This is a genomic window from Marinifilum sp. D737 (assembly GCF_026672275.1).
Taxonomy (GTDB): Bacteria; Bacteroidota; Bacteroidia; order Bacteroidales; family Marinifilaceae; genus Marinifilum.
Genome location: NZ_JANQCD010000023.1, coordinates 1 through 24324 on the forward strand (window position 1 = coordinate 1; position 24324 = coordinate 24324).

Here is a 24324-nt window from a genome sequence, read left to right on the forward strand (position 1 = left end):
TTTATTTACAAGTTAAGCCATTATTATTGCGAAGTAAAGTTTTTATTGTTAGATTTATGAACAAGTTATCAAGAGTTGTGCAACAGGCACAAAAGTTAAAATTTACGGACTTTGATGTCCAACAAGATAATGTAACAAAAACAATAAACGTAAGAGGTACTTGATAAAGCGGTGGTTTAAAATCGCCCACAAATTTTAGCAAGACCATTAGTGGCAAGCAGGACAGACCGAACAATTTAAGTATGGAACAAGAACAAGCAATACCAACAGTTTATTTTTACATTCCTGAACAAGTTACGATTCTTGATTTAAGTGGTGTTTTGCAAGTATTTGAGGAAGCTAAATTTTTAGGATTTAATTATCATTTTGAATTTATTAGCAGTCAGTCAAAGGTAAATTGCTCTTCTGGTTTAGAATTATCTGCACTAAATGATTTTAAAGAAACTAGTCCAACAAAAAATGATATTATTTTCATATCTGGTGCAAGTACGCATCAAATGATTCACTGTAGCGAAGACCAATCCTTTTTCGACTGGTTAAAAAGAGCTCACACTAATGAAACTACTATTTGCAGTATTTGCAGCGGAGCTTTTCTTCTGGCCAAATCAGGACTTCTAAATCACAAAGAATGTACTACGCATTGGGGTTTCATAAAGAAAATGAAAACAGAATTTCCACTATTGAAAATACAAGACAATACTTTATTTACGAAGTCCGACAATATTTATACCAGCGCAGGAGTAGTTACAGGTATTGATTTGGCATTGTTTTTAATTGAGGAAAGGCATGGAAAACAGATTGCAACTGAGGTTGCGAAAGGATTAGTTGTTTATAAAAGAAGACACGCTACAGACGAACAGGAAAGCGTGTATCTGCAAAACAGAAGTCACCAGGATGAAAAGATTCATATTGTACAAGATTGGATCATCCATAATTTAGAGGATGCTTCTACCATTGAAAATTTGGCAGAATTGGTACATGTTAGTCCACGAAACTTAACTCGAACCTTTAAAAAAAGGACAGGTGTTACCATTGCCGAATACCGTACCAAATTGAGAATTGAAAAAGCTAAAAGTTTATTGAGTAATTCAGATTATAAAATTGAACACATCGCCAATTTATGTGGTTACAGAACTTCAAAACAATTGCGAATGGTACTCGAAAAACACCATGAATCTTTACCGTCTGAGTTTAAAAACAAGTTGTCCTAAAATGACTATAGTTTGACCTTTTTCATCATGCATTACCAAAGTACTTTTATCATTATTAACTAAAGAATTAAAATAATGAGTTTAAAAGAGCAAAATGCAGCACTAATCTTAATTGATTTTCAAAAAGGTTTTGATCAAGGCGAGTATCTGGATAAAAACAGGAATAATATAGATGCCGAAAAAAAAGCGTCTATAATTCTAAACAAATGGAGAGAATTAAATTTGCCTGTTTTTCATATCATCCATAACTCAATAAATCCAAATTCACACTTTCGTGAATCGAGGTCAGGATTCGAAATAAAAGATGAAGTGAAACCAATAAAGGGAGAACCAGTGATTAAAAAAAATGTCCACAGCGCATTTATTGGTACAGATTTAAAAGAAAGATTGGACAAGCAAGGAATCAATAGCCTGGTAATTATTGGGATGACCACCAACCATTGTGTGTCAACATCGACTAGAATGGCTGGGGACTTCGGATTTGATACTTTTTTAATATCAGATGCCACTGCAACATTTGACAGAATAGGAATTAATGGAGAAAAATTCTCAGCAGAAATTATTCATCAAACTGCTTTGTCTAATTTGAATAATGATTTTGCAAAGGTGGTTGATACAAAAAGAATACTTGAATTGGTAGAATAAATACCAGCCGCTAACAATAAAATGTACGTAATGCGGGGAAATGTATTATTTGAAACTTTTATACATTTACTAAAATAGTAGGGGGTTTATCGTTTTGTGCTTCTAAATCCCGCACTACGTATATTCAATCCGATGCAAATGGATTTGTGTTTTGATTTTGTCATTTCATCAGAATACACTATTTCACCCTGACAAAATTGCCTTTGGCAAATCCGCTTCCTTGCACAATGGAACATTTGGAAGCTTTTCCGTTTCCAACACTGGCATCGGTAATTTTGATTTCACCAATTTTGGTATCAACACTTCCCAACGAAATGCCTGTGTCAGGATCAATCAGATCTTCTCCTTTGCTGTAAACGGCAAATACATCACCAACTTGCAAACCATCGGCTTCTCCCGAGTTGATAAACACAATTCCTCCTTTTTCGGTGATTACTTTGGCTTGCCAGGGAATGTTATTGGCGCTGTTATCTATCATGGCTACTACATCTTCAATGGCTTCGCGAGCTGCTTTTCCAACCAAGGACTCATCAAAATCCTTCCTGTCCTTAAAGGCGAGTTTATTGGTTCTCAGTTTTAAGCCTTTTGCCGATTTCTTCTTTCTTACATTCTCTGCAGTAATAATTTCTCCAGTGTTTGTATTTACCATGCGAACATCCACACCCACTACAGCTTGCTGGTTCGAAACCCCAATGCCCAGGCCTTTAATGGCGCCTCCGGTTTCTCCTTTTTTGTATCCAAATTCCGATACCGATCCGATTACAGCAATCTCAACACCCAACACCTGACCAATTTTCGCAGCGCTTTGTTGTGTAACTCTACCAGACTGACCAAAATCCTGCTCGTTCAGGATACGGTCAATTTCTGCACGTTCCATTACCCTGTAATTGCCTGATTTAACCAAAGCAGTGGTAAGCATATCGCTAACTCCATCTCCAACTCCCTTGTTGTTCCACCATCTCCAGCTTTTATCGGTTTTATCTTCAAACACAAAAACCGCAATTCTCTTTTTGATTTGAGGTTGTTGTGCTGATACTTTAAAAGCTATGAATGAAAACAAGACAAGCAAAGCACTTATCTTGATAAGATTTCCGATTTTTTTCATTTTGGTTTAAGTTTAGTTAATATTCTAAAAATCAACAGATAGGAAAAGTAAGTTACGGAAATTTGAGGAGCTTGTAAAGAGGGAAAATTCATCATTCTCAGCTAAAGCAGAGGAGATGAGGAGGGTATAATTGAAAATTTGCAAGAATTATGAATTGCCTCGGGTTTTAACCCGAGGATAAAATAGATTTCAAAAAAAAAGAGACACCCAAAGGCATCTCTTTTCATTGATTGAAACATAGGTCTAAATATATAATACCGATTATTAATTTGTATGATCCATTTGTTTATGCTACTCCAAATGACTAACAAATTATATATCGGCATTAACCATTGTAATAAGCAAAATGATTTTATCAATTATTTTGATATACAATTGGTATAACATGCAATGACCTATTGTACCAACAATTATGTATCGGTATTATCTTCTTGCTTGATCGATTAGTTTTAAGTCTGCCAGTGCAATGGCGGCAGCAGCTTCAATAATCACCGGGATGCGAAGTGCAATACAGGCATCGTGGCGACCTTCAATCAGCAGTTCTTCTACTTTTCCTTTCGCAAAGTTCATGGTGTTCTGAGTTTTCCCAATGGATGAGGTTGGCTTGATGGCTACCCGGAAAACCAATTCATTGCCATTGGTAATTCCTCCATTGATACCACCTGCGTGATTGGTTTCTGTTTTTCCAGTTTCATCGATAAAGTTATCGTTGTGCTGAGAGCCTTTCATTTTAGCAGCTTCGAAACCCGAACCAAATTCAATGCCCTTGGTTGCTGGAATGGCAAAAATCAGATGGGAAATCATTGATTCAACAGAATCGAAAAATGGTTCACCGTATCCGATTGGAAGATGGTTTGCTTTACACTCCACAATTCCTCCAATGGAATCATGTTCAAGCAGAGCTTCTTCAATGGCAGCGTCAAAATCGGTTCTACCACCTATTTCGGTAAGCTTGGCATCAATGCTAACATCTCCCAATATCTTTTTCGCTACCACACCCGCTGCTACAATTCCCAGGGTAATTCTTCCTGAAAAGTGACCGCCTCCCGTGTAGTCGTTGTTCTTTCCAAATTTATGCTGCGCAACAAAATCGGCATGTCCGGGACGTGGACTGTCCAATAAATTGCTGTAATCTTTCGATTGGGTATTCTTGTTTCTGAACAGGATAATGATTGGAGCTCCCGTTGTTTTGCCTTCAAAAGTTCCACTTAAAATGGCTGGTAAATCTTTCTCAATTCTTGGAGTGGTTCCTCTTGCTCCAGATTTTCTGCGACCTAAATCGTGCATTAAATCTTCTTCAGTAAGAGGAATTCCTGCCGGACAACCATCAATGGTTATGCCAACCCCTTTACCATGTGATTCACCAAATATGCTTAATCTGAATATTCTTCCGAAATTGTTCATGTTCTATGTTTCTTATGCTATGTGTGCTCTAAATTAATGTTTTTGTCATGATAACATTGTCAATATATTCGCCATCATGTGTTTTTATGAATTTTTCTTGCCTGCCATTCTCTTCAAAACCAAATTTGCGATACATATGTAAGCCTGATAAGTTGGTACCAAATACCTGTAACCATAAAAGTTCTATATCATCATTCTTTTGGTAGCTATCAATCATTTTCTGAAACAGAAGAGAACCAACTCCCTTGTTTTGCCAAGCTTCATGAACACCCATACCAATGTATCCTGTGTGCTGAAGCATGCTTCTTCGGCTGGATGTTACATCAATATTGCCAATAATTCCACCTTCATATTCCGCAATTAGCAATAAACTGTTTGGAGCAGAGTTTAGCTCATTAATCCAGTTTTCAATTTCTGTATCCGACTTATCAAATTCCTCTCTTGTAAAAGGAATGGTAATTCCATTGATATAGGAAAGAATACAATTTCTAAGTGAATGAGCATCCGAAATGTTTGCCTCACGAAGAGTAATTTCTTTGCCAGATTTGCTGGTGTGTATAGAAGGCTCGATTTTCATCGCTAGTGTTTTATTTTATTCTTTAAAGTTCGTTTCAATTTTGATTTCAATTCCTTGCTTTGACAATAGTTTGGCGGTCAATCCTTTTCCTTTGATTTTCTTTCCCGTAAAGCTGCCATCGTAAATCATTCCAAATCCACATGATGGACTATTGGCTTTTAAAATGGCTTGTTTGCAATCCAGAATTTTTGCAATCTCGGCTACCTTTTCAGCTCCCAGAAGGAATTGTGCTGTGCAATCAACTCGATCCTTTGTCATCACCTTTAATTGATTGTTCTCTTTCACAATTTCGCAAGGAGTTCGTGGGGTAGACAAGCCTCCTAATTCTTCTGGACACAATGCAATGGCTTTTCCCGATAAAACCAGTTCTTTGATTTCAGCTACCAGGTTGTCATTGCCATCGTATCTGCATTTTACTCCTGCCAAACAGGAACTTACTATGATCATTGATATTGATTTTTATACAAATTGACTTTTGAAATAGAATTCGGCAACGCCGCCACCAATCTTTCTCAAATCCGTGAAAAAATCAGGGTAAGACTTTGCAACACAATCATGATCACCAATTTCCACTGGATATTTGGAATTTAATCCGGCAACAGCCAATGCCATTGCAATCCTGTGATCGTTATTACTGTTTGTGATGCCGCCAATTAATCTTCCTCCCGGAATTACCATTTCATCGCCTTCAATTCGAATAGGTACGGCAAGTTTTCCAAATTCCTTCTGCAGAACGATACTGCGATTGCTCTCCTTGTGCTCCAGTCGATGTACTCCTTTAATTCTTGTATCGCCATTACAATGAACGGCTAAAGCTACCAAAGGAGGGAAAAGATCCGGACAATGAGTTGCATCAAATTCAAAGGCGTTCAATCCTTTCTTTTCAATCGTCAGGCTATTGCCATTCCAATGTAAACTTGCTCCGCATTTTTTCAAAGCATCCAAAATGGCAATGTCGGCCTGGTACGAATATGGATTCAAATTATCAAGGGTAAGTTTACCTTTCAATGCTCCGGCTACCAGAAGTGGTGCCGCTGAACTCCAATCGGCTTCCACTGTGTATTCTGTGGCTTTGTACTGCTGATTTCCTTTGATGGTAAAGCGCTTGTAATTTTCATGGCTGATTTCAATCCCAAAATCCTTTAACAAATCAATGGTCATGTTGATATAAGGAATGCTCTTGAGATTGGTTACCTCCAAAATCGTATCTTCTTTCCTGCAAGGCAATGCCATTAAAAGACCTGTTAAGAACTGAGAACCCAATGCCCCGTTGATCACGGCAGTATTATTTTTATAGCCACCTTCCAACTCGATGGGAAGTAATCCTTTACCAGGATTTTTACATTCTATTCCCAGTGCTTCCAGTCCTTCAAGAATATTGTGAACCGGGCGTTTTAGAATACTTCCACGACCATTAATACATACTGGTTCGGGATTTAAAGCCAAAATAGGAGAGAACATTCTTAATGATAATCCTGATTCTCCTACCATTACAGATTTGGCAGCATTCTCTTTATTGCTTTTTACAAGGATTTTATGTCCCAAATCCGTAAGATCGGCACCCATTTTTTGAATGATATTGCTTGCTGCAGTGGCATCATCACATTTACATGGATTTAGAATGCTTGTTTCTCCTTTTGCCAAAGCGGCTGCGGCCAATGCTCGTTGCATCATGCTTTTGGAACTGGGAGGAGTGATGCTCCCTTTTACATTTGAATTTTGAATTCGAACTCTCATTGTTTTGTGGTTATTGTATTGGTTTTGGGTCCTTGCAAAGTTGAATGACCTTGCTTTTTAAATCTTCAATTGGAATTGACTTGATGCAAGCTTCTCCAATTTTTGTTAATAGTATAAAGTCAATAGAAGAGCGATTCTTTTTCTTGTCTTTGATCAGAAAATCATTAATGATTTCCGCTGGAACTTCATGATCAACAGGTAGCTTGAATTTTTTGAGAAGTGAAATGACCTCTGAGCTTTCTTCTTGATCCAATCCACACATTTCTTCTGATAGTTTTGTTGCCAAAGCCATTCCTACGGATACGGCCTCGCCATGCGTTAAATCAGAATTGTTTTCGATAGCATGACCAATGGTGTGACCAAAATTCAACTTTTTACGCTCACCTCTTTCAAATGGATCGTTGTTTACCACATCAGTTTTGATTGATACTGCTCTGTAAATCAAATCTTCCATTAGTGTTGGTTCCAACTTCAACAGTGCATCCTTATTGTCTTTCAAAAATCCGAAAAGATTTTTATCCTTAATGAAAGCATGTTTAATCACCTCTCCAAATCCACTTCTTACTTCGCGCTCAGGCAGTGTTTTTAGCAGTTGTGGATCGCAAATTACAAACTGGGGAGGATTGAAAACACCAATCATATTTTTGAGCTTGCCAAAATTGATTCCGTTTTTTCCGCCAACACTTGCATCTACTTGCGATAAAAGGGAAGTAGAGATGAATCCAAACTCTAATCCTCGCATAAAGATAGAAGCAACAAAGCCTGTAACATCACAAACCAATCCGCCACCCATTCCCAATAGGTAGCTGTTTCTATCGGCTCCGGATTCAAGCAATTTTTCTACAATCTTTTCTACTGATGACCAGGTTTTAATCCCTTCGCCACAGCCAATTACGATGTGATCAAAGTCATCTATAAAACTTTTGTAATGAGCGTATATATTTTCATCGCAAATTAAAAAGCACTTCTTCTCAGGCAAGTATTTTTTAATGTTAAGATAAGATTCACCAATTAAGATTGTGCTGTTCTGATTTTCGATGTGTATGCTTTTCATTTTTTTAAATAGATGTTAGATTTTAGAGGATAGATATGAGAATTAAATGCCTTAACTCTCATATCTAAGTTCTTTTATCTCAAGTTACGAATTCATGATGTCTTCCTGCTGGTTGATTGATTCCTGGTGAATTGCTTTGAACAAATTATTAATGAATTGTTCACTGAATCCTTTTTTCTTCCCGTTTTCAAGGCTCTTTTCAAGAATCTGTCCCCAACGTTTATTTTGTAATACAGTAATGTTATTTTCTTTTTTGTAATGACCAATTGTTTTGGCAACCTGCATTCTGTTTTCCAGTAATTCCAAAAGTTTCTGATCGAAGTCATCAATTAAGTGTCTCAATTCACCCAATGTGTTATTGATCACTTCATTGTCAGCTTCAGGATCACGAAGCACTAAGTTAGCTAAAAGTTCTTCAAGTGACTTAGGAGTCAGCTGTTGTTTTGCATCACTCCATGCTTCTTCTGGTTTGCAGTGCGATTCAATAATCAAACCTTCGTAGTTCAAATCCATCGATTTTTGAGTCACTTCTTCCAGGTAAGCTCTGTCGCCGGTAATGTGGCTAGGATCGCAGAACATTGGCAAGTTTGGCAATCTCCTTTTCATTTCAATTGGAATCTGCCATTGCGGATCGTTTCTGTATTTTAATTTTTGGTAGGTAGAAAAACCTCTGTGAATTGCAGCTAGTTTGGTTAAACCTACTGCACTTAGTCTTTCAATTGCTCCAATCCATAATTCCAAATCAGGATTAATAGGATTTTTTACCAAAACCGGAATATCATGACCTCGTAATGCATCTGCAATTTCTTGCACGGCGAAAGGGTTTACTGTGGTTCTTGCGCCAATCCAAAGAATATCAACACCTGCGCCAAGCGCCAATTCAACATGTTTTGCGTTGGCAACTTCAGTTGCAGTTAGCATTCCTGTTTCAGCTTTAACCTTTTGTAGCCAGATTAATCCTTGTGCACCAATTCCTTCGAAACTATTTGGGCGAGTTCTTGGTTTCCAGATACCTGCACGGAAAATTGGAATCCCAGCTGCTTTAATTCCTCTTGCTGTTTCCAACACTTGTTCTTCCGTTTCAGCACTGCAAGGACCACCAATAATTAATGGTCTGTCAATATTTTCGATTGGCCAACTGCTTAGTTCTGCTATTTCAATTTTTTTGCTCATTCTGTTTTGATATTTACTCTTATTCCGAGTGATTAAAAATTTGGTTTATTTCTTGATACTTATTCCTTAAATACTTTATCCTTTTCAGGCTCTTCTTATTCTTTTTGCATTCTTGATGGTTTCAGCTTCATTTCTTTCTTTTTCATCTAAAACTCTACGAATGTCATTGGCTTCATTAATCAAATCATCAACACCTTCCAGGTCATCATTTTCAATTCTGTCCTTGAATTGCTGAAGAGTATCGATGTATTTCTGAAGAACCTTTCCAATGTTCTTTTTGTTTTGATGGAAAATTGGAGTCCACATTTCGGCCGAACTTTTTGCCAATCGAACGGTAGAATCGAAACCACCACTTGCCAATTCAAAAATGTGTTTGTCTTTCTTTTCCTTCTGCAAAACAGTTAGCGACAAGGCGAATGCGCTGATATGCGAAAGGTGAGAAACATAGGCAGTTTGTCTGTCGTGTACCTCTGCATCCATGTAAACGCATCGCATTTGTAATGTGTGAAACATGTCGCTAATCATGTTAACTGCTTCTTTATCCGAATCTTCAGGATTACAAATGATAGAACATTTGCCATCAAACAATCCAGAGTGCGCCGCTTGTGGACCAGAGAATTCGGTACCCGCCATTGGATGAGCAGGAACATACTGCTTTCTCTTTGGATGATTTGCTATGGATTCTATCAACTGTTCTTTGGTCGATCCCAAATCGGTTACAATCTGCTGGTCTACCAAGTCCATGATTTGTGGAAGAGATTTAATGCATGCGCTTACCGGAATGGCAAGAATCACCAAATGAGAAGATGCAACGGCAGTTCTTAAATCCTGAATTTCATCTGCAATACCCAATTTTTTGGCTTGATGTGCATGCATTGGATTATTGTCCACTCCAATCACCTTGTCAGCAAATCCTCTTTGCTTTAAATCCAAAGCAATAGAGCCACCAATTAATCCTAATCCTATAACTGAAACTATCATTTTTTCTTATTTATTGCTTCAAGTTGCAAGCTTCAAGAAAAATATTTGTTGCTTGAAGCTTGAAGCTAATTACATTCGTTTAATTCTATCTATTGCTTCTTCCAATACAGATTCACTGCTGCATAAAGAAATTCTGATATATCTTTTTCCCTGCTCTCCAAAAATTCCTCCAGGAGTAATAAATACTTTTGCTTGCTTTAAAATCTCATCACTTAATTCGTAACAATCATTGTACTGATTAGGTATTGATGCCCAAACAAACATTCCACTTTGATCCTGACTTGGCTTACAATTGATTAATTTCATTAATGAAAAAACCAACTCTCTTCTGGTTTTGTAAACCTGATTGATTGATTCGTACCAGCTTTTGTCATGACTTAGTGCTTTAATGGCAGCTTGTTGTACCGGGTAGAACATTCCTGAATCCATATTGGTTTTTACTTTTAAAACCGGCTCCAGAAGTTCTTTGCTTCCGCAGATCATTCCAACTCTCCAGCCTGGCATATTGTGCGACTTGCTTAATGAGTTCAGCTCCAGGCAACAATCTTTAGCTCCTTCAATACTCATAATGCTCATTGGCTGATCGTTCAGAATAAAGCTGTAAGGATTGTCATTTACAATCAGGATTTTGTGCTTTCTTCCAAATGTAACAATCTTCTTCAACAAATCTTTGCTAGCTCTTGCTCCAGTTGGCATGTGTGGATAATTGATCCACATGATTTTTACCTTTGACAGATCTCTTTTTTCCAATTCATCAAGATCTGGTTGCCAATTTTGCTCTTCGCAAAGTGGATAAGAAATGATTTTACCACCCAGTAAATTGCTTACCGACTTGTAAGTTGGATAGGATGGATCTGGAATTAAAACTTCGTCGCCTTCATTTAGGTAAGCCAAAGAAGTGATCATGATGCCTTCCTTCGATCCCATAAGTGGCAGAACCTCACTATCAGGATTAATGTTCACATCAAAATAGGTTTTGTACCAGTTCGAAAATCCCTGGCGCAAGGCAGGAATTCCCTGGTAACTCTGGTATCCATGACTTTTTGGATGAATACATGCTTCCTTAAGAGAGTTCCATGTGTCTTCAGAAGGAGTCATGTCCGGATCTCCAATTCCAAGATTTAGAACTTTTACTTCACCCTCGTTCATGCGAGCTATCTCCTTCAGTTTTACCGAGAAGTAGTACTCCTTAATCACTTGGGTTCTGTTAGCTGGTTGAATCATTTCTATTGTTTGTTAAAATTTTGGTCATATTCAAAAAAAAATCCTGCTCTTTTCAGGCAGGATCTTTTATACTTTTTACTTGAGTTATGGTATAAGGCATCCTGCCCGATTTGTGTTAAACCAGAAATAATAAAAGTAAAATCGGTATGTAAATGCTTTGTTACTCATGCTTCAATTTATTCAATAAAAAAAGGCCTTACCTGTTGGGCAAGACCTTTGATTTATATTCTTCGTATTACTACATATCAATTCTTGCCCTTATCTTGTTGGATAAAAGTAAAACCAGAAATAATAAAAGTTAGAAATATATGTAGATACTGTTTTCATCGCTGTTTTGTGCGTTAATTCTGTGTCAAATGTATGAATTAATTTTTTACCTGCAAATTTAAATTGCTTTACTTAATGAAATGTTAACGTTTGAGTAGCTAAAGTTTTGTTCTTCTTTCGTTAGTAAAATAGGGCGATACAGAGTTTTTTTAAGAAAATTAAAATTTCTGTACTCAATGGTTAGTTCATGCTTGTCGGTTATCGCTTATCAAGAAAAATTCAGGCTAGTATATTTCGTCGCAATTGGCGAATTACTCCAAAATTGCAGTGTAGCTATGACGTTTTAAATAGATGTTAATATGCGAGCTACAGATATTACGGTGCGCTGCACCTTTGGTGGTCAATGGTCAATGGTCAATGGTCAATAGTCAATGGTCAATAGTCAATGGTCAATAGTCAATGGTCAATAGTCAATGGTCAATGGTCAATAGTCAATAGTCGGCTTTCAGCGGTTGGCAGTTAGTTTCTTCAATCTGGGGGTGACTGTTTTTTAGCTTTTGTATTAGTCAAGCCCTGATTTAGGTAGTGGTTTTTTTGCAATAACTGATAACCGACAACTGCTTACTGCTCTCTAATCTCCGATAAGGTGGAACAGAAATAAAAAAATAATAAAAAAATACATTTCCTGGAGAGATTAATGTTTATAGGGGTTTTAGAAGTTTTTTGCTGTGGTAATTTTGTGGCAGTTGAAAAATCATATTTGGAATTTGAAAAAATAATTCTTTAGATTTGTAAAGACAAAAAACGAAAAAAATGTTCGGATTGAATAGCAAATTTTGGTGGTGGCACAACTGTAATCTCTCAAATACCATGAGCGGAAGTGTCCTCCCTATGTGCTAAAATCAAACGAAAGAAAAGATAAAGCAAGCGGCCTACTGAAACTCAGTAGGCCGCTTTTTTTTTAACCAATCCTGAAATAACTATTAGTCATGATAAAATTTAAATACCTGAAAAAAGAAATGCTTGCCGATGTAATTACACCGGTGAGTATGTACCTAAAACTTCGAGATCGCTTCCCTGGTGCGATTCTATTGGAGAGTTCGGATTATCACAGTCCGGAAAATGCAAGTTCTTTTATTGCCTTGGAACCAATTGCCAGTATTCAGTTAAAAGATGGTGATTTAATTGAGGAAGTTTTTGGGAACAAACAACATATTGATGCAAGAGGAAAAGGCAAACGATTTGTTTCGGATCGATTGAAAGCTTTTGTAAATCAATTTGATTTGGAAGACAAGGAGAATGTGACCAAAGCCAATGCCTTGTTTGGATACACAGCCTACGATGCTGTGCCTTTTTTCGAGGATTTAGAGTTTAATACAGGTAAAAAACAATCCGGAATTCCACAAATGCGCTATTCTCTTTATCGCTTTATCATTGAGGTAAACCACTTTAACAATACCTTGAAGATTATCGAGTTGGTTGAGAATGGAAATGAATCCAGAATTCGTGAAGTGTCTGATTTGTTGAGAAACAGAACTTTGCCAGCTTTTACTTTCTCACTGGAAGGACAAGAGCAATCCAATATGGATGATCAGACTTACATGGATATGGTAAGCAAAGGAAAACAACATTGCAGAAGAGGAGATGTTTTCCAGATTGTATTGTCAAGACAATTTTCACATGATTATAAAGGTGATGATTTTAACTTGTATCGTGCACTTCGATCAATTAATCCATCGCCTTATTTGTTCTATTTCGATTATGGTTCGTACCGAATTATGGGCTCTTCGCCTGAGGCACAAATCGAAATCAAAAACAAGAAAGCATACATCCATCCAATTGCCGGAACATTTAAACGTACTGGCGATGCCGTAAAAGATGCAGCTTTGGCAGAGGAACTGCTCAACGATGAGAAGGAGCAAAGCGAACACGTAATGCTGGTGGATCTGGCAAGAAATGATTTGAGTCGTGATGCACAAAATATCAAAGTAGAAACCTTCCGCGAGGTGCAATACTTCTCGCATGTAATTCACCTGGTGTCGAAGGTATCAGGAGAGTTACCTGATGATTACAACCCTTTCCAGTTAATGGGAGATACCTTCCCTGCAGGAACCTTATCGGGAGCACCAAAATTCAGAGCCATGCAATTGATCGACCAGTATGAACCAACTGCTCGTGGTTTTTATGGCGGTTGCATTGGAGCTTTAGGTTTTAACGGTGAAGTAAACCAAGCCATCATGATTCGTTCTTTCCTGAGTAGGAACAACAAATTGTACTATCAGGCTGGAGCTGGAGTTGTAGAAAAATCGAGTGAAGAGAGTGAATTAAACGAGGTAAGTAACAAGCTGGCAGCTTTGCGTAAAGCAATGGAATTGGCACAAAATATTTAGACTATGAAAATTTTAGTATTAGATAATTACGATTCGTTCACCTATAATTTGGTCGAATATCTGCGAAAGCTGGGAGCTAATGATATTGAAGTTTACAGAAACAGAGAAATAGAACTGAAAGATGTAGACAAGTACGATAAGATTTTATTGTCGCCTGGGCCTGGAATTCCAGATGAGGCAGGTATTCTTAAAGATTTGATTAAAGAATATGCAGCTACAAAATCAATCTTGGGTGTTTGTTTGGGGGAGCAGGCCATTGCAGAGGTTTTTGGTGGTAGTATTGAGAATTTGAATACGGTATATCATGGTGTGGCAACTTCCATTTTCAGAACAGAATCCGATCAAGGGGTTTTAAAAGGAATTGAGCAGGAATTTAAGGCAGCTAGGTACCATTCGTGGAATGTGGTAGAGCAGGATTTGCCTGATTGCCTTGAAATTACTTGTCGTGATTCGGAAGGTGCAATCATGGGAATTCGCCACAAAGAGTATGATGTAGAAGGTGTTCAGTTTCATCCTGAATCAGTTTTAACTCCTGATGGAATGAAGATGATTGAGAATTGGCTGAAAAAATAAGCTACAAGAGACAAGCTTCAAGTTACAAGCTTTCGTAATGCATTCTTGAAGCTTGCGGCTTGAGACTTGCGGCTGTATAGTAAAAAGAATTCTATAGGTAGAACGATCATTAAAGAAAAATAAAAGAAGATGCGAAATATATTACAACACTTATTCGAACACAAAAGCCTGAAACAAGAGGAAGCCAAGGAGGTTCTGATTCAGATTACCAAAGGGGAATTCAATGAGTTTCAAATCACCTCTTTTCTAACGGTTTTCATGATGCGTAGCATTACGGTTGAAGAGTTGACTGGTTTTCGTGAAGCATTATTGGAACTTGGAATTCCTGTTGATTTATCGGAATACAATGGAGTTGATTTGTGTGGAACAGGTGGCGATGGCAAAAATACCTTTAACATATCAACCATGGCATCATTTGTTGTAGCCGGAGCAGGCGAAATGGTTACCAAGCATGGTAATTATGGTGTTTCTTCGCTAAGTGGTTCTTCAAATGTGATGGAGGAATTGGGTTACCAGTTTAAGAGCAATGTAGAAGATCTGAAAAGAGATTTGGATAAAGCTGGTATCTGCTTTTTGCATGCGCCATTATTCAATCCTGCCATGAAGAATATTGCTCCAATTCGTCGTAACTTGGGTGTGCGAACTTTCTTTAACATGCTGGGTCCCTTGGTGAATCCTTCGAGACCAAAGCATCAGATTGTTGGTGTGTTTGATTTGGAATTGGCACGTTTGTACCAGTATCTATTGCAACAGACCGATTCAAAATACACCATTATTCATGGTGTTGACGGTTACGATGAGGTTTCATTAACCGATAAGGTAAAACTGATTGGAAATGGCATGGAAGAATTGTTGGAACCTGAAGAATTGGGGTATAGAAAACTAGATCCAAGCGAATTGTATGGCGGAGAGAGTGTAGCGCAGGCAGCTAAGATATTTACTGATATCCTAAAAGGAGAGGGAACCGATGCACAAAATGCTGTGGTTACCCGAAATGCAGGATTGGCGATTCACTGTTTGCATCCTGAAATTAGCAGAGGAGATGCAATTGCAAGAGCGGTTGAGTCTTTAGAATCTGGAAAAGCATACGAGGTGTTGAAGAAATTAACGAAGTAGAAGATGAGTGCAAAAGCAAATATATTAGATCGAATTGTTCAGAAAAAAATGTCTGAAGTTGCTGTGCAAAAAATGAAGCAGCCTATTTACCAGGTAATGAGTGAGGAGAATTTCAAGAGAAAGTGCTATTCGGCAAAAGAGTCGATAACGAAAGCAGGAGCCTCTGGTGTAATTGCTGAATTCAAGCGTCAATCTCCTTCAAAGGGTGTAATCAATGGAAGTGCAACTCCAAATGAGGTGGTAGGAAAATACCAGCAAGCCGGTGCTTCTATGGTTTCGGTCTTAACAGATGGGAGTTTCTTTGGTGCAAAAGCAGAGGATTTTGACACAGCCAGAAAAACTCTGCAAATTCCACTTCTTCGCAAAGAATTCATTGTCGATCCTTACCAGATTTACCAGTCGAAGGCAATGGGAGCTGATGTGATTCTTCTGATTGCAGCCATTCTAACCCCACAACGAAGCAAAGATTTTGCATTCCTGGCAAAGGAATTGGGTATGGAAGTACTTCTTGAACTTCACGATGAATCGGAATTGGAACACGTAAACAAGTTTGTTGATTTGGTTGGTATCAACAACCGAAACCTAAAGACTTTCGCAGTAGATACCGATAAATCGATTCAACTGGCCAGCAAATTACCTGAAGATATGATTCGCGTGGCGGAGAGTGGCTTAAGCAACCCGGGTATCGTGAAAGAAATGAGAGACAAAGGATTTCAGGCATTCCTGATGGGAGAGTATTTTATGAAACAAAACTCTCCGGGTGACGCATGTGAGGAGTTCATAAAAGAAATCATGTAAAAGTGTAGTACACGAAATAGCCTAAGTATTAATACAATTACCCTAAAAGAACCAAAATAATGAAGATCAAGGTTTGTGGACTTAAATATAGCAAGAACATCAAGGAGTTGGTGCAATTGCCAATCGACTATGCAGGATTTATCTTCTATCCAAAATCACCAAGATATGTTGGTGAAGAATTTAATGCTGCAATTCCAGCCCTATTTCCCAAAAGCACTCGTAAAGTTGGGGTTTTTGTGAACGAAGAATTGAATGTTTTATTGGCAAAAGGAGAGAAATACAAGCTGGATGCCATACAGTTGCATGGTGGCGAATCAGCAGAATACTGCCAAAAAGTAAAAGAAGCAGGTTTTGAGGTGATTAAAGCCTTTCAGATGAATGATAATTTTCAATTTGAGAGCTTGAATGAATACGAAGATGTTTGTGATTTTTTTCTATTCGATACCAAAACTGAAAACTATGGCGGTAGCGGCAGAAAATTCAACTGGGAAATATTGGAAAATTACAAAGGATCGATCCCATTTTTCCTGAGCGGTGGAATCGGAGCTCAAGATGCGGAGCAGATTAAACAATTGTCCCACGATAAGCTTTATGCTCTGGATCTGAATTCAGGATTTGAATTACAACCTGCCAAGAAAAATGCAGATCAGTTGGAGATCTTCCTAAACAAATTAGAATTGAATACAATGAACAAAGATAAATATGCAGTTGACGAAAGAGGTTACTATGGAGAGTTCGGTGGAGCTTACATTCCTGAATTGCTTCGTAAAAATGTAGATGAACTGCAAGAGAATTACCTAAAGATATTGGCCTCGGAGCAATTCAAGAAAGATTATGCTCGTTTGTTGGATAACTATGTAGGTCGTCCTACACCGTTGACCAAAGCAGGAAATCTTTCAAAACGATATGGAACCAATATCTATCTGAAACGAGAGGATTTAACTCACACGGGAGCGCATAAAATCAACAATACCATTGGGCAAATTCTATTGGCTAAATATATGGGCAAGAAGAGAATTATTGCCGAAACAGGAGCAGGTCAGCATGGTGTGGCAACTGCTACAGTTTGTGCCTTGTTTGGTTTGGAGTGTATTGTTTACATGGGAGCTTTGGATGTAGAAAGGCAAGCACCGAATGTAGCTCGTATGAAAATGTTGGGAGCGAAGGTAGTTCCTGCAATTTCGGGAAATCAAACCCTGAAAGATGCTACCAATGAAGCCATTCGTGATTGGATTGCAAATCCTGAGTCGTTCTACCTGATTGGATCAGTAGTTGGTCCACATCCTTATCCCGATTTGGTAACGCGCCTACAATCGATTATTTCAGAAGAAATTCGTGAGCAGTTGGAAAAGGAGACAGGAAATCCTAACCCGAACTATGTAATTGCATGTGTAGGAGGAGGAAGTAATGCAGCTGGTGCATTTTACCATTATCTGAACGAGAAAAATGTGAATCTGGTAGCAGTTGAAGCTTCTGGTTTAGGTGTTGAAAGTGGAGAAACTGCTGCAACCATTACCATTGGTGATATCGGTTTTATCCACGGAAGTAAAACCATGCTAATGCAGGATGATGACGGACAAATTACCGAACCGTATTCCATTTCGGCAGGATTGGATTACCCTGGAGTTGGGCCATTGCATGCTCATTTGGCTGTTTCGGGAAGAGCGCAGTTCCTGTCGGCTACCGATGAGGAGGCGCTAAATGCCGCAAAAGTGCTGGCAGAATCAGAAGGCATTATTCCTGCATTGGAATCGGCACATGCATTGGCTGTTCTGGAAAAAATGCAGTTCCAGAAAGATGATGTGGTAGTGTTGAATCTTTCGGGGCGTGGCGATAAGGATATGGAAACTTACATGAAGAAATTCAATTAATATTTGAATTTCGTACAGACGCACTATTATTTAAGTACAGACGCACGGCCGTGCGTCTCTAACCGATTTAACAATGAACAGAATCGATCAATTATTTCAAAATAAACAAAAGGATATCTTATCCATCTATTTTCCTTCGGGATATCCTAAACTGGAAGATACGCTTCCTACCTTACAACTATTGCAGGACAAAGGGATTGACCTGGTAGAAATTGGCATCCCTTTTTCTGATCCTTTGGCGGATGGACCAGTAATTCAAACCGCAGCCAAGCAAGCCTTAGACAATGGTATGACTTTACAGCTTTTGTTTGATCAGCTAAAAGATGCACGAAAAAGTATCACCATGCCTTTGATTTTAATGGGCTATTGGAATACCGTTTACAAATTTGGCGTTGATGCTTTTCTTGCAGAATGTCAAAAGGTAGGAATTGATGGCGTAATCTTACCCGATTTGCCTTTGGAGGAGTACCAGGAAGAATACAAAGCAAAATTCGAGACAGCAGGAGTGCACAATGTCTTGTTGGTAACACCTCAGACTACCGATAAACGATTGGTGACAATTGAGAAAGCTGCTAGTGGATTTCTATATATGGTTTCTACAGCTTCCACAACAGGTGGGGCACTGCAAGCCAGCAAAGAGCGTGAGGATTACTTCAAGAAAATTGCAGCCCTTGATATTCCATCTCTTATTGGTTTTGGAATACACGACAAAGCTAGTTTCCAGCATGCAGCCAGCTTTTCGAATGGAGCCATAATTGGAACTGCATTTATCAAGGCATTGGAAAAAGGAAATACTGTAGAATTTCTGGAATCCTTACAATAAAGAATTATTCCTATCAGTTCTTTACAGGCTGAAGGCAAGTTTCAAAAAGCATTTAAAATAAAGCCAAGGAGATCCCTTGACTCTAACTATCAACCATTTTATAAGAGTACCGCACGTGATTTTTTCGTGCGGTATTTCTTTAGACTTATTTTCTTCGCATGGTAATATTCAAAGGGAATGTGATAGATTCCTATTCAAATACTTGTACTCCTCGGGTTGTGTAGGACAGACCTTGCTGACCAGAGGTGGAAATCATTACAGCTTCAAATAAAGGAGGATTTTTATCATTGTTCATGGCCCAGTCAAAAATAAAATTTGCACCGGAACCTCCCTCAGTATCCTGCTCTTCAATAATAATTTCCAAAGTTTCAAGTGGCTTTAAATAAATGGGCTTTTTAAGGTACTGCCTGATGTTCTCGCCAACAGTATTGTAATAATTCGCCTTAAGTAGAAAAACCGAATCACTTACAGATACATTGCGGATGCTTACCGTAGTGGTAAGATCAAATGTTCTGTGTTCGTGATGATGATAGATGTGAGAATAAACCGGAAGGTATGTTTTTCCATGAAAATACTTCTCAATACTATCGATCTTGATTTCTTTGCTTTCCCAATTTTCTTGTTTGATAGGATATTTATTTGAGTTGTCACTACAAGCCATTACAATCAGGAGTAGAATCAGTATTTCAAATGTTTTTCTCATGTTCTCAATTATTTATTGACTGGTAAGTAATTCCAATTTTGAAGATACTGATTTTTTTCAATCGCAATATTCTTACACAAAAGAAGTTTAAGGAAATATATACTATTGGATTCATTTTCCAATGTGGTTTTTCTCCATACTATCTGGCAAAAGATGTAACATATCTAGCATCTCCGAGATGCTGGACACGTAAATATTAAAAATCCCACTCTTTCTGAATATAGCTTAGGCGAAGACGAAGCAACTCGTTGTTTTTGGCACCTTCATGCATCAATTTGTTGATGTGCTTTTTGTAGAAAAAAAAGCTGTATGCAAGTAAGCTAAGACCAATGGCAAAAACAATTCCCATCGATTCCCAATCTTTTTCTGCCTGCGTTACATTCACAACGATTTCTATTGACATGAAAAGCAAAAACATTACCAACCAACTAAGCATCTTTCTAAAAACCTCCTGTTGGCTTTTTTTGAACAATATTCCAGGGGTTTCGCCTTCTTTTAAATCAGTTTGCAATTCTTCAATGCATAGCTGTTTCTCCTCTTGAAGGATTTGTCTGTCGAAACCTCTTTCTTTTAAAAGTTTGCCTGCTATTATTTTCTTCTCGAAATTGTAGGCACCATCGTGTCTAAAATAAAAGAACAATTCATCTGTACTTTCTTGTTCCAGTGATTTTTTTAGTGTTGTGTTCATGTGATTGGCTTTGTATTGCTTTGGTCTGTCACACAAGAAGACTCGTATGACAGTTGTTGTCGTTAGTAAATATTATAGGATAGAATTAGTGTAGTATTTTATCACATAAAATCAAAGTTGATAGGAATTGTATAACTTACTTTCTTTGGTATTTTATGTAATAGGGCTGGTGTCCAGAGTGGAGAGGATAAAACAGCTTTCACAGCAGCTTGATCAATAAGAGGATGAACAGATTTTAGAATTTGAACATTTTCTACCATGCCTTCTTTATTGATAACAAAGTTTACTAAAACCTTACCTTTAACTCCATTATTTAAACAGGTCATAGGATATCTTACTGTTTTGGTAATAAAATACTGAAAACCTCTTTGATCAAATTTGCCAAATTTAGGCATATCTTCAAGTTCAAATTGTTTTTCATTAAGGTTTTGTGTTAATGGCTCAAGAGGGTCGACCTTACGTTTTTCAGATAAGATGTATACATTATAACGATATGGATTGCCATCAGGCGTATAGGATGTCCATTTATCAGTCATAAATCCAGATGTATAGTAACCAGTGAAAGCTTTGTTTCCATCTGGAAAGTATCCTGTAATTTCTCCATTTAAAAGTGAATCCTTAAAGTTTCTCTCTAAAATCACTTGTTCTTTATTGTTTATCCACTTGATGGTTTTTATACTTCCAGTTCCATTTTTCAAACTCCCTTTATAGTTGGAGAAGGATTCTAAACCTTTGGTTAAAACTAATGAAATTGGAGTGTCATTTAAGTATATCAACTTAGAAATAATCTGACCATCTTCGGTGTATTGAATGTTTTCTCCTTGGAGCAAGTTGTTTTTGTAATAAGCTATTTCTTTTAATTTACCACTGGAATAGTATATTTTTTTTTCACCATTGCGTTTGCCATTGATATAGTTTACCTCGGATAGAATATTGCCATTTTCATGATAGCCTATTTGCTTGCCTTCCGGTTTGCCATTATGGTAGTTTAGAGTAGAAATAAGTTTATTGTTTTGATGGTATAACCACTCGCCGTTCTTTTTGTTATTTTTATAGTTTCCAGTAATCTTAAAAGAAGGGTTTGGTTTATATATCCATTCTCCTGCTTTTTTATTGTTCTGAAATAGCCCCTTTATTTGCACTTTTCTGTTGTGCTTAAATACATAGGTTCCTTCTTTAATATTTAAACTATCGGATTTGATATTGTATATTTCAACTGTATTGGCTTTGCTGTTTACATTTATTACTTCTTGGCATTCGCTTTGTCCAAAAAGAACAAATTGTGTTGCAATACTGTAAATAGTGAATAATACAAATTTCAATTTTAGCTTTCCAATTATTGTGTTCATGTGATTGGCTTTGTATGTTTATGATTTCCCAAAGCAGAGAAATAGTGCGTTAGTGGGGAAGTTTATTTTTCGACTATTATTTTATACTGTTTTGATACTATCTGCTTGAGCGTATATGTGGGTTCAATGATTTCATTCCCTTTTTTGTCTACAAATCCATAAGTACCAACGATAGATTTGACCAATGCCAATCCTTCTTCAATTTCATTAAATCTTCCAATTTTTGAATAATTCGCAGGAATTACTTCATTGCCACTTTTGTCAACATATCCATAAGTACCAACAATCGATTTTACCAATGCCAATCCTCTTTCAATTTCATTGAATTTTCCAATTTTAGAGTATTCTGCAGGGATCACTTCATCGCCATTTTTATCAATCAGTCCGTATGTGCCAACGATAGATTTGACCAATGCCAATCCTTCTCCAAGTTCATTAAATGTCCCAATTTTTGAATATTTTGCCGGGATTATTTCTGTACCACTTTTATTTATCATTCCATATTCACCGGTAATCGATTTTACCAATGCTAAATTTCCATTATCTCTGGTGAATTTTTCTATTTTCTTGTAGACTGCAGGAACAACTGTTTTTCCACTTCCGTCTATCATTCCATACTCACCAGTAATCGATTTTACTTTAGCCCAATTCTCCTGGTATTCACCATACTCATATGTTTTTTTGTAGTCTGCCTGAGAATAAACTGCAATTGAGCTTAATACCAATAATATAAGATTCAATAATGTTTTCATTACCTATTTTCAATTAAAAATTCCAATTCCTTACATGTTTTGCTCGGAACAAATTCAGTCAGCTCGTAATTCGCCAATTCGTTCTGTTTGAAAGGATCTTTTTCAATAATCGCTTCCAATTCCAATTTCGAAGCTACACTCGATAGAATGATTCCTCCGGTTCTTGGTATTTTTCGTCCCGATGCCAGGAAATTTCCCAATTCGTATTGCTCATTTAAAAACTCAATATGAGCATTCAAAAATTGGTCAATTTGATCCAATTCGCTTTTGTATGTTAGATTTATGATGAACATTTTTCTGTATTGTAATTTGTTTTTTGATCTATTGTTATTTTTTAATTGTTTCATTAATATATTTTACTGTTTCGTTTCCTACTAGATACTTATTTTTAACACTTTCATATGGCTTGTTTCTTCAATTAATAGTTAAGTTTTTTAAGTGTGCACAATACATTGCAATATAGTGTTTGGTGTATATTTATATTTACTATATATCGAATTTACACATCTTGATCTATCATTCCAAAGAAACCATTATTGTTTAGTCTCTTGGAGATGTAATTTTGAATTCATATAAATTATGAAATATATTATTTAGGATGGATTTGAATTTGTGGATTGTAGCCGAATTAGTTTGCTGATTAGAATGTTTGTAATTGACGTTTTTTTGTTTTCGGAGGATTTTTTATTGTAGTTTAATATTATGACTTTTTTGCAGAAATGGGGGGTCGGTAAAGATTTAGTTTTTTAAGTGCTTGAAAAATAAGAATAGAAAATTTATTGAGTAAAAAATAAACTTTGCATAAAAAATAAAAAAACAAAATCAGATTAAACAGTTATGAGTACTGGGATAAATGAATTTATTAAACATAGAAAATTAGATTTTAGTAATAAATAATCAACAAAAAGCTTTTTTAGAAATAAATTTATTCATAGCTTAGTTATAGTTATCGTAAAATTGGGAATTGACTCATCTCAGTTGTTTAAATTTATTTTTTTTGAAGAAGGATTTGTGGAGAGAGATAATATTATTTTTTAAAATATATTATTATGTCAGATCAGCAAGGATTATTGTATCACCTGGAAGAAATTAAAGCAGTATCCGAAGAAAATATCAAATATTGCGACATTCCCTACTGGATTTTTATTGAAGAGGTCGAACTCTTATACTCTCGCGCCAAGCATGATTTACCAATGCTACAGGCTTTTCATTTCGATGCTGCAAAGCTCGATCGTATGCTAAGCCTTACCGGAGCTATGCGTACGGCACAGAACAATTGGGAAAGCAAGCAAACCTTGAAACAAGTGGCCATTGAAAACTGGAGAAAAGAGGCCCCAATCATGTACGAACTTCATGACGAACTATTGGATTTTATGGACTTTGCTTTCCGAAATTGTGAGGATTTGTTAATACACTTATCGATCATTAAACAGGGAGACTCGAAAGCCAATATCATAGAGGATATGGCAAGCTTATCGGTATTGGGAAAAGACAATTTGGAAATGTTGAAGGCTGTTAATTTTGAAGTGGAAAAATTGGATGTTGCAGCCGAAATTGCCCATAGAATGAGAGCTTTAGTGGGAGAGATAAATGGTAAAATGTGTTACGTGGATGAGATTAAACTAACTCGAGATCGATGCTATACTCTTTTGCGCGAGGTAGTAGATGAGGTTCAAGATTTCGGCAAGTTTGTATTTCGAAAAAATCAGGGCAAGCGTCAGGGATATATTAGCAAATACAATCGAGAGAGCATGGCGGCTTATCGTACTTCAAATGTCGAAGAGTTTGGCTTGTAGCTCACTTAAGTATGAAATAGTTTACAAATTTTATTATTAATAATTTGTAGTTATAGTTGTAATGGAGGGTAGCAGTACTCTCCATTT

General features: G+C 37.0%; 23 protein-coding genes. 9 read left to right on the plus strand and 14 right to left on the minus strand.

Annotated features, from left to right (window positions below):
• Positions 1–242 precede the first annotated feature (242 nt).
• Both NQ163_RS13735 and NQ163_RS13740 read left to right on the plus strand, forming a co-directional pair.
• Positions 243–1211, plus strand: a complete 969-nt coding sequence (locus NQ163_RS13735) for a GlxA family transcriptional regulator (protein ID WP_268190877.1) — start codon at positions 243–245, stop codon at positions 1209–1211.
• Between the two features lie 75 nt (positions 1212–1286).
• Entirely contained in the window at positions 1287–1856 is a 570-nt protein-coding gene (locus NQ163_RS13740) for a cysteine hydrolase family protein (protein WP_268190878.1), read from the plus strand.
• Between the two features lie 178 nt (positions 1857–2034).
• Here the strand turns inward: NQ163_RS13740 and NQ163_RS13745 are convergent, their stop codons facing one another.
• From NQ163_RS13745 to NQ163_RS13785, 9 genes are all read right to left on the minus strand, one after another.
• A complete protein-coding gene (locus NQ163_RS13745) occupies positions 2035–2961 on the minus strand; it encodes a CsgG/HfaB family protein (protein WP_268190880.1) in 927 nt (308 codons plus the stop codon).
• 423 nt (positions 2962–3384) lie between these two features.
• Complete coding sequence (locus NQ163_RS13750; RefSeq protein WP_268190881.1) at positions 3385–4365, minus strand: chorismate synthase; 981 nt, start codon at positions 4363–4365, stop codon at positions 3385–3387.
• A 28-nt stretch (positions 4366–4393) separates the two neighbouring features.
• Positions 4394–4942 carry a GNAT family N-acetyltransferase gene (locus tag NQ163_RS13755; RefSeq protein ID WP_268190882.1) on the minus strand — a complete coding sequence of 183 codons (549 nt, stop codon included), beginning with the start codon at positions 4940–4942 and terminating at the stop codon, positions 4394–4396.
• A 15-nt stretch (positions 4943–4957) separates the two neighbouring features.
• The gene (locus NQ163_RS13760; RefSeq protein ID WP_268190883.1) at positions 4958–5389 is read right to left on the minus strand and encodes a DUF523 domain-containing protein; all 432 of its coding nucleotides are present in this window, start codon (positions 5387–5389) and stop codon (positions 4958–4960) included.
• A gap of 12 nt (positions 5390–5401) precedes the next feature.
• Positions 5402–6679, minus strand: a complete 1278-nt coding sequence (gene aroA, locus NQ163_RS13765) for a 3-phosphoshikimate 1-carboxyvinyltransferase (RefSeq protein ID WP_268190884.1) — start codon at positions 6677–6679, stop codon at positions 5402–5404.
• Positions 6680–6689: 10 nt separating this feature from the next.
• The gene (gene aroB, locus NQ163_RS13770; RefSeq protein ID WP_268190885.1) at positions 6690–7733 is read right to left on the minus strand and encodes a 3-dehydroquinate synthase; all 1044 of its coding nucleotides are present in this window, start codon (positions 7731–7733) and stop codon (positions 6690–6692) included.
• Between the two features lie 84 nt (positions 7734–7817).
• On the minus strand, positions 7818–8906 hold the full coding sequence (locus NQ163_RS13775; RefSeq protein ID WP_268190886.1) for a bifunctional 3-deoxy-7-phosphoheptulonate synthase/chorismate mutase type II: 1089 nt from the start codon (positions 8904–8906) through the stop codon (positions 7818–7820).
• Positions 8907–8990: 84 nt separating this feature from the next.
• Positions 8991–9887, minus strand: coding sequence for a prephenate dehydrogenase (locus NQ163_RS13780; RefSeq protein WP_268190887.1), 897 nt, complete (start codon positions 9885–9887; stop codon positions 8991–8993).
• A 69-nt stretch (positions 9888–9956) separates the two neighbouring features.
• A complete protein-coding gene (locus NQ163_RS13785) occupies positions 9957–11111 on the minus strand; it encodes a pyridoxal phosphate-dependent aminotransferase (RefSeq protein ID WP_268190888.1) in 1155 nt (384 codons plus the stop codon).
• A gap of 1256 nt (positions 11112–12367) precedes the next feature.
• On the opposite strand from NQ163_RS13785, the gene NQ163_RS13790 reads away from it, so the two are divergent.
• The 6 genes from NQ163_RS13790 to trpA all read left to right on the plus strand — a co-directional run bounded on the left by NQ163_RS13790 (position 12368) and on the right by trpA (position 18949).
• Complete coding sequence (locus tag NQ163_RS13790; protein WP_268190889.1) at positions 12368–13768, plus strand: anthranilate synthase component I family protein; 1401 nt, start codon at positions 12368–12370, stop codon at positions 13766–13768.
• Positions 13769–13771: 3 nt separating this feature from the next.
• On the plus strand, positions 13772–14341 hold the full coding sequence (locus tag NQ163_RS13795; protein ID WP_268190890.1) for an anthranilate synthase component II: 570 nt from the start codon (positions 13772–13774) through the stop codon (positions 14339–14341).
• Positions 14342–14470: 129 nt separating this feature from the next.
• On the plus strand, positions 14471–15457 hold the full coding sequence (trpD, locus tag NQ163_RS13800; RefSeq protein ID WP_268190891.1) for an anthranilate phosphoribosyltransferase: 987 nt from the start codon (positions 14471–14473) through the stop codon (positions 15455–15457).
• Positions 15458–15460: 3 nt separating this feature from the next.
• Positions 15461–16255, plus strand: coding sequence for an indole-3-glycerol phosphate synthase TrpC (gene trpC, locus NQ163_RS13805; RefSeq protein WP_268190892.1), 795 nt, complete (start codon positions 15461–15463; stop codon positions 16253–16255).
• A 59-nt stretch (positions 16256–16314) separates the two neighbouring features.
• Positions 16315–18126 carry a bifunctional phosphoribosylanthranilate isomerase/tryptophan synthase subunit beta gene (locus NQ163_RS13810; protein ID WP_268190893.1) on the plus strand — a complete coding sequence of 604 codons (1812 nt, stop codon included), beginning with the start codon at positions 16315–16317 and terminating at the stop codon, positions 18124–18126.
• Between the two features lie 73 nt (positions 18127–18199).
• Positions 18200–18949 carry a tryptophan synthase subunit alpha gene (gene trpA, locus NQ163_RS13815; protein WP_268190894.1) on the plus strand — a complete coding sequence of 250 codons (750 nt, stop codon included), beginning with the start codon at positions 18200–18202 and terminating at the stop codon, positions 18947–18949.
• 190 nt (positions 18950–19139) lie between these two features.
• Here trpA and NQ163_RS13820 read toward each other — a convergent pair whose 3' ends face one another.
• The 5 genes from NQ163_RS13820 to NQ163_RS13840 form a co-directional block, all read right to left on the minus strand.
• Positions 19140–19652 carry a DUF3124 domain-containing protein gene (locus NQ163_RS13820; RefSeq protein WP_268190895.1) on the minus strand — a complete coding sequence of 171 codons (513 nt, stop codon included), beginning with the start codon at positions 19650–19652 and terminating at the stop codon, positions 19140–19142.
• A gap of 196 nt (positions 19653–19848) precedes the next feature.
• Entirely contained in the window at positions 19849–20340 is a 492-nt protein-coding gene (locus NQ163_RS13825) for a hypothetical protein (protein WP_268190896.1), read from the minus strand.
• 101 nt (positions 20341–20441) lie between these two features.
• A complete protein-coding gene (locus NQ163_RS13830; protein ID WP_268190897.1) occupies positions 20442–21689 on the minus strand; it encodes a TonB family protein in 1248 nt (415 codons plus the stop codon).
• A 62-nt stretch (positions 21690–21751) separates the two neighbouring features.
• Positions 21752–22441 carry a WG repeat-containing protein gene (locus NQ163_RS13835; protein WP_268190898.1) on the minus strand — a complete coding sequence of 230 codons (690 nt, stop codon included), beginning with the start codon at positions 22439–22441 and terminating at the stop codon, positions 21752–21754.
• A complete protein-coding gene (locus tag NQ163_RS13840) occupies positions 22441–22788 on the minus strand; it encodes a YciI family protein (RefSeq protein WP_268190899.1) in 348 nt (115 codons plus the stop codon). The genes NQ163_RS13835 and NQ163_RS13840 overlap by 1 nt, the downstream gene beginning before the upstream one ends.
• A 702-nt stretch (positions 22789–23490) precedes the next feature.
• Between NQ163_RS13840 and NQ163_RS13845 the strand changes: the two genes are divergently transcribed.
• Positions 23491–24237, plus strand: a complete 747-nt coding sequence (locus NQ163_RS13845; RefSeq protein WP_268190900.1) for a hypothetical protein — start codon at positions 23491–23493, stop codon at positions 24235–24237.
• Positions 24238–24324: the final 87 nt, after the last annotated feature.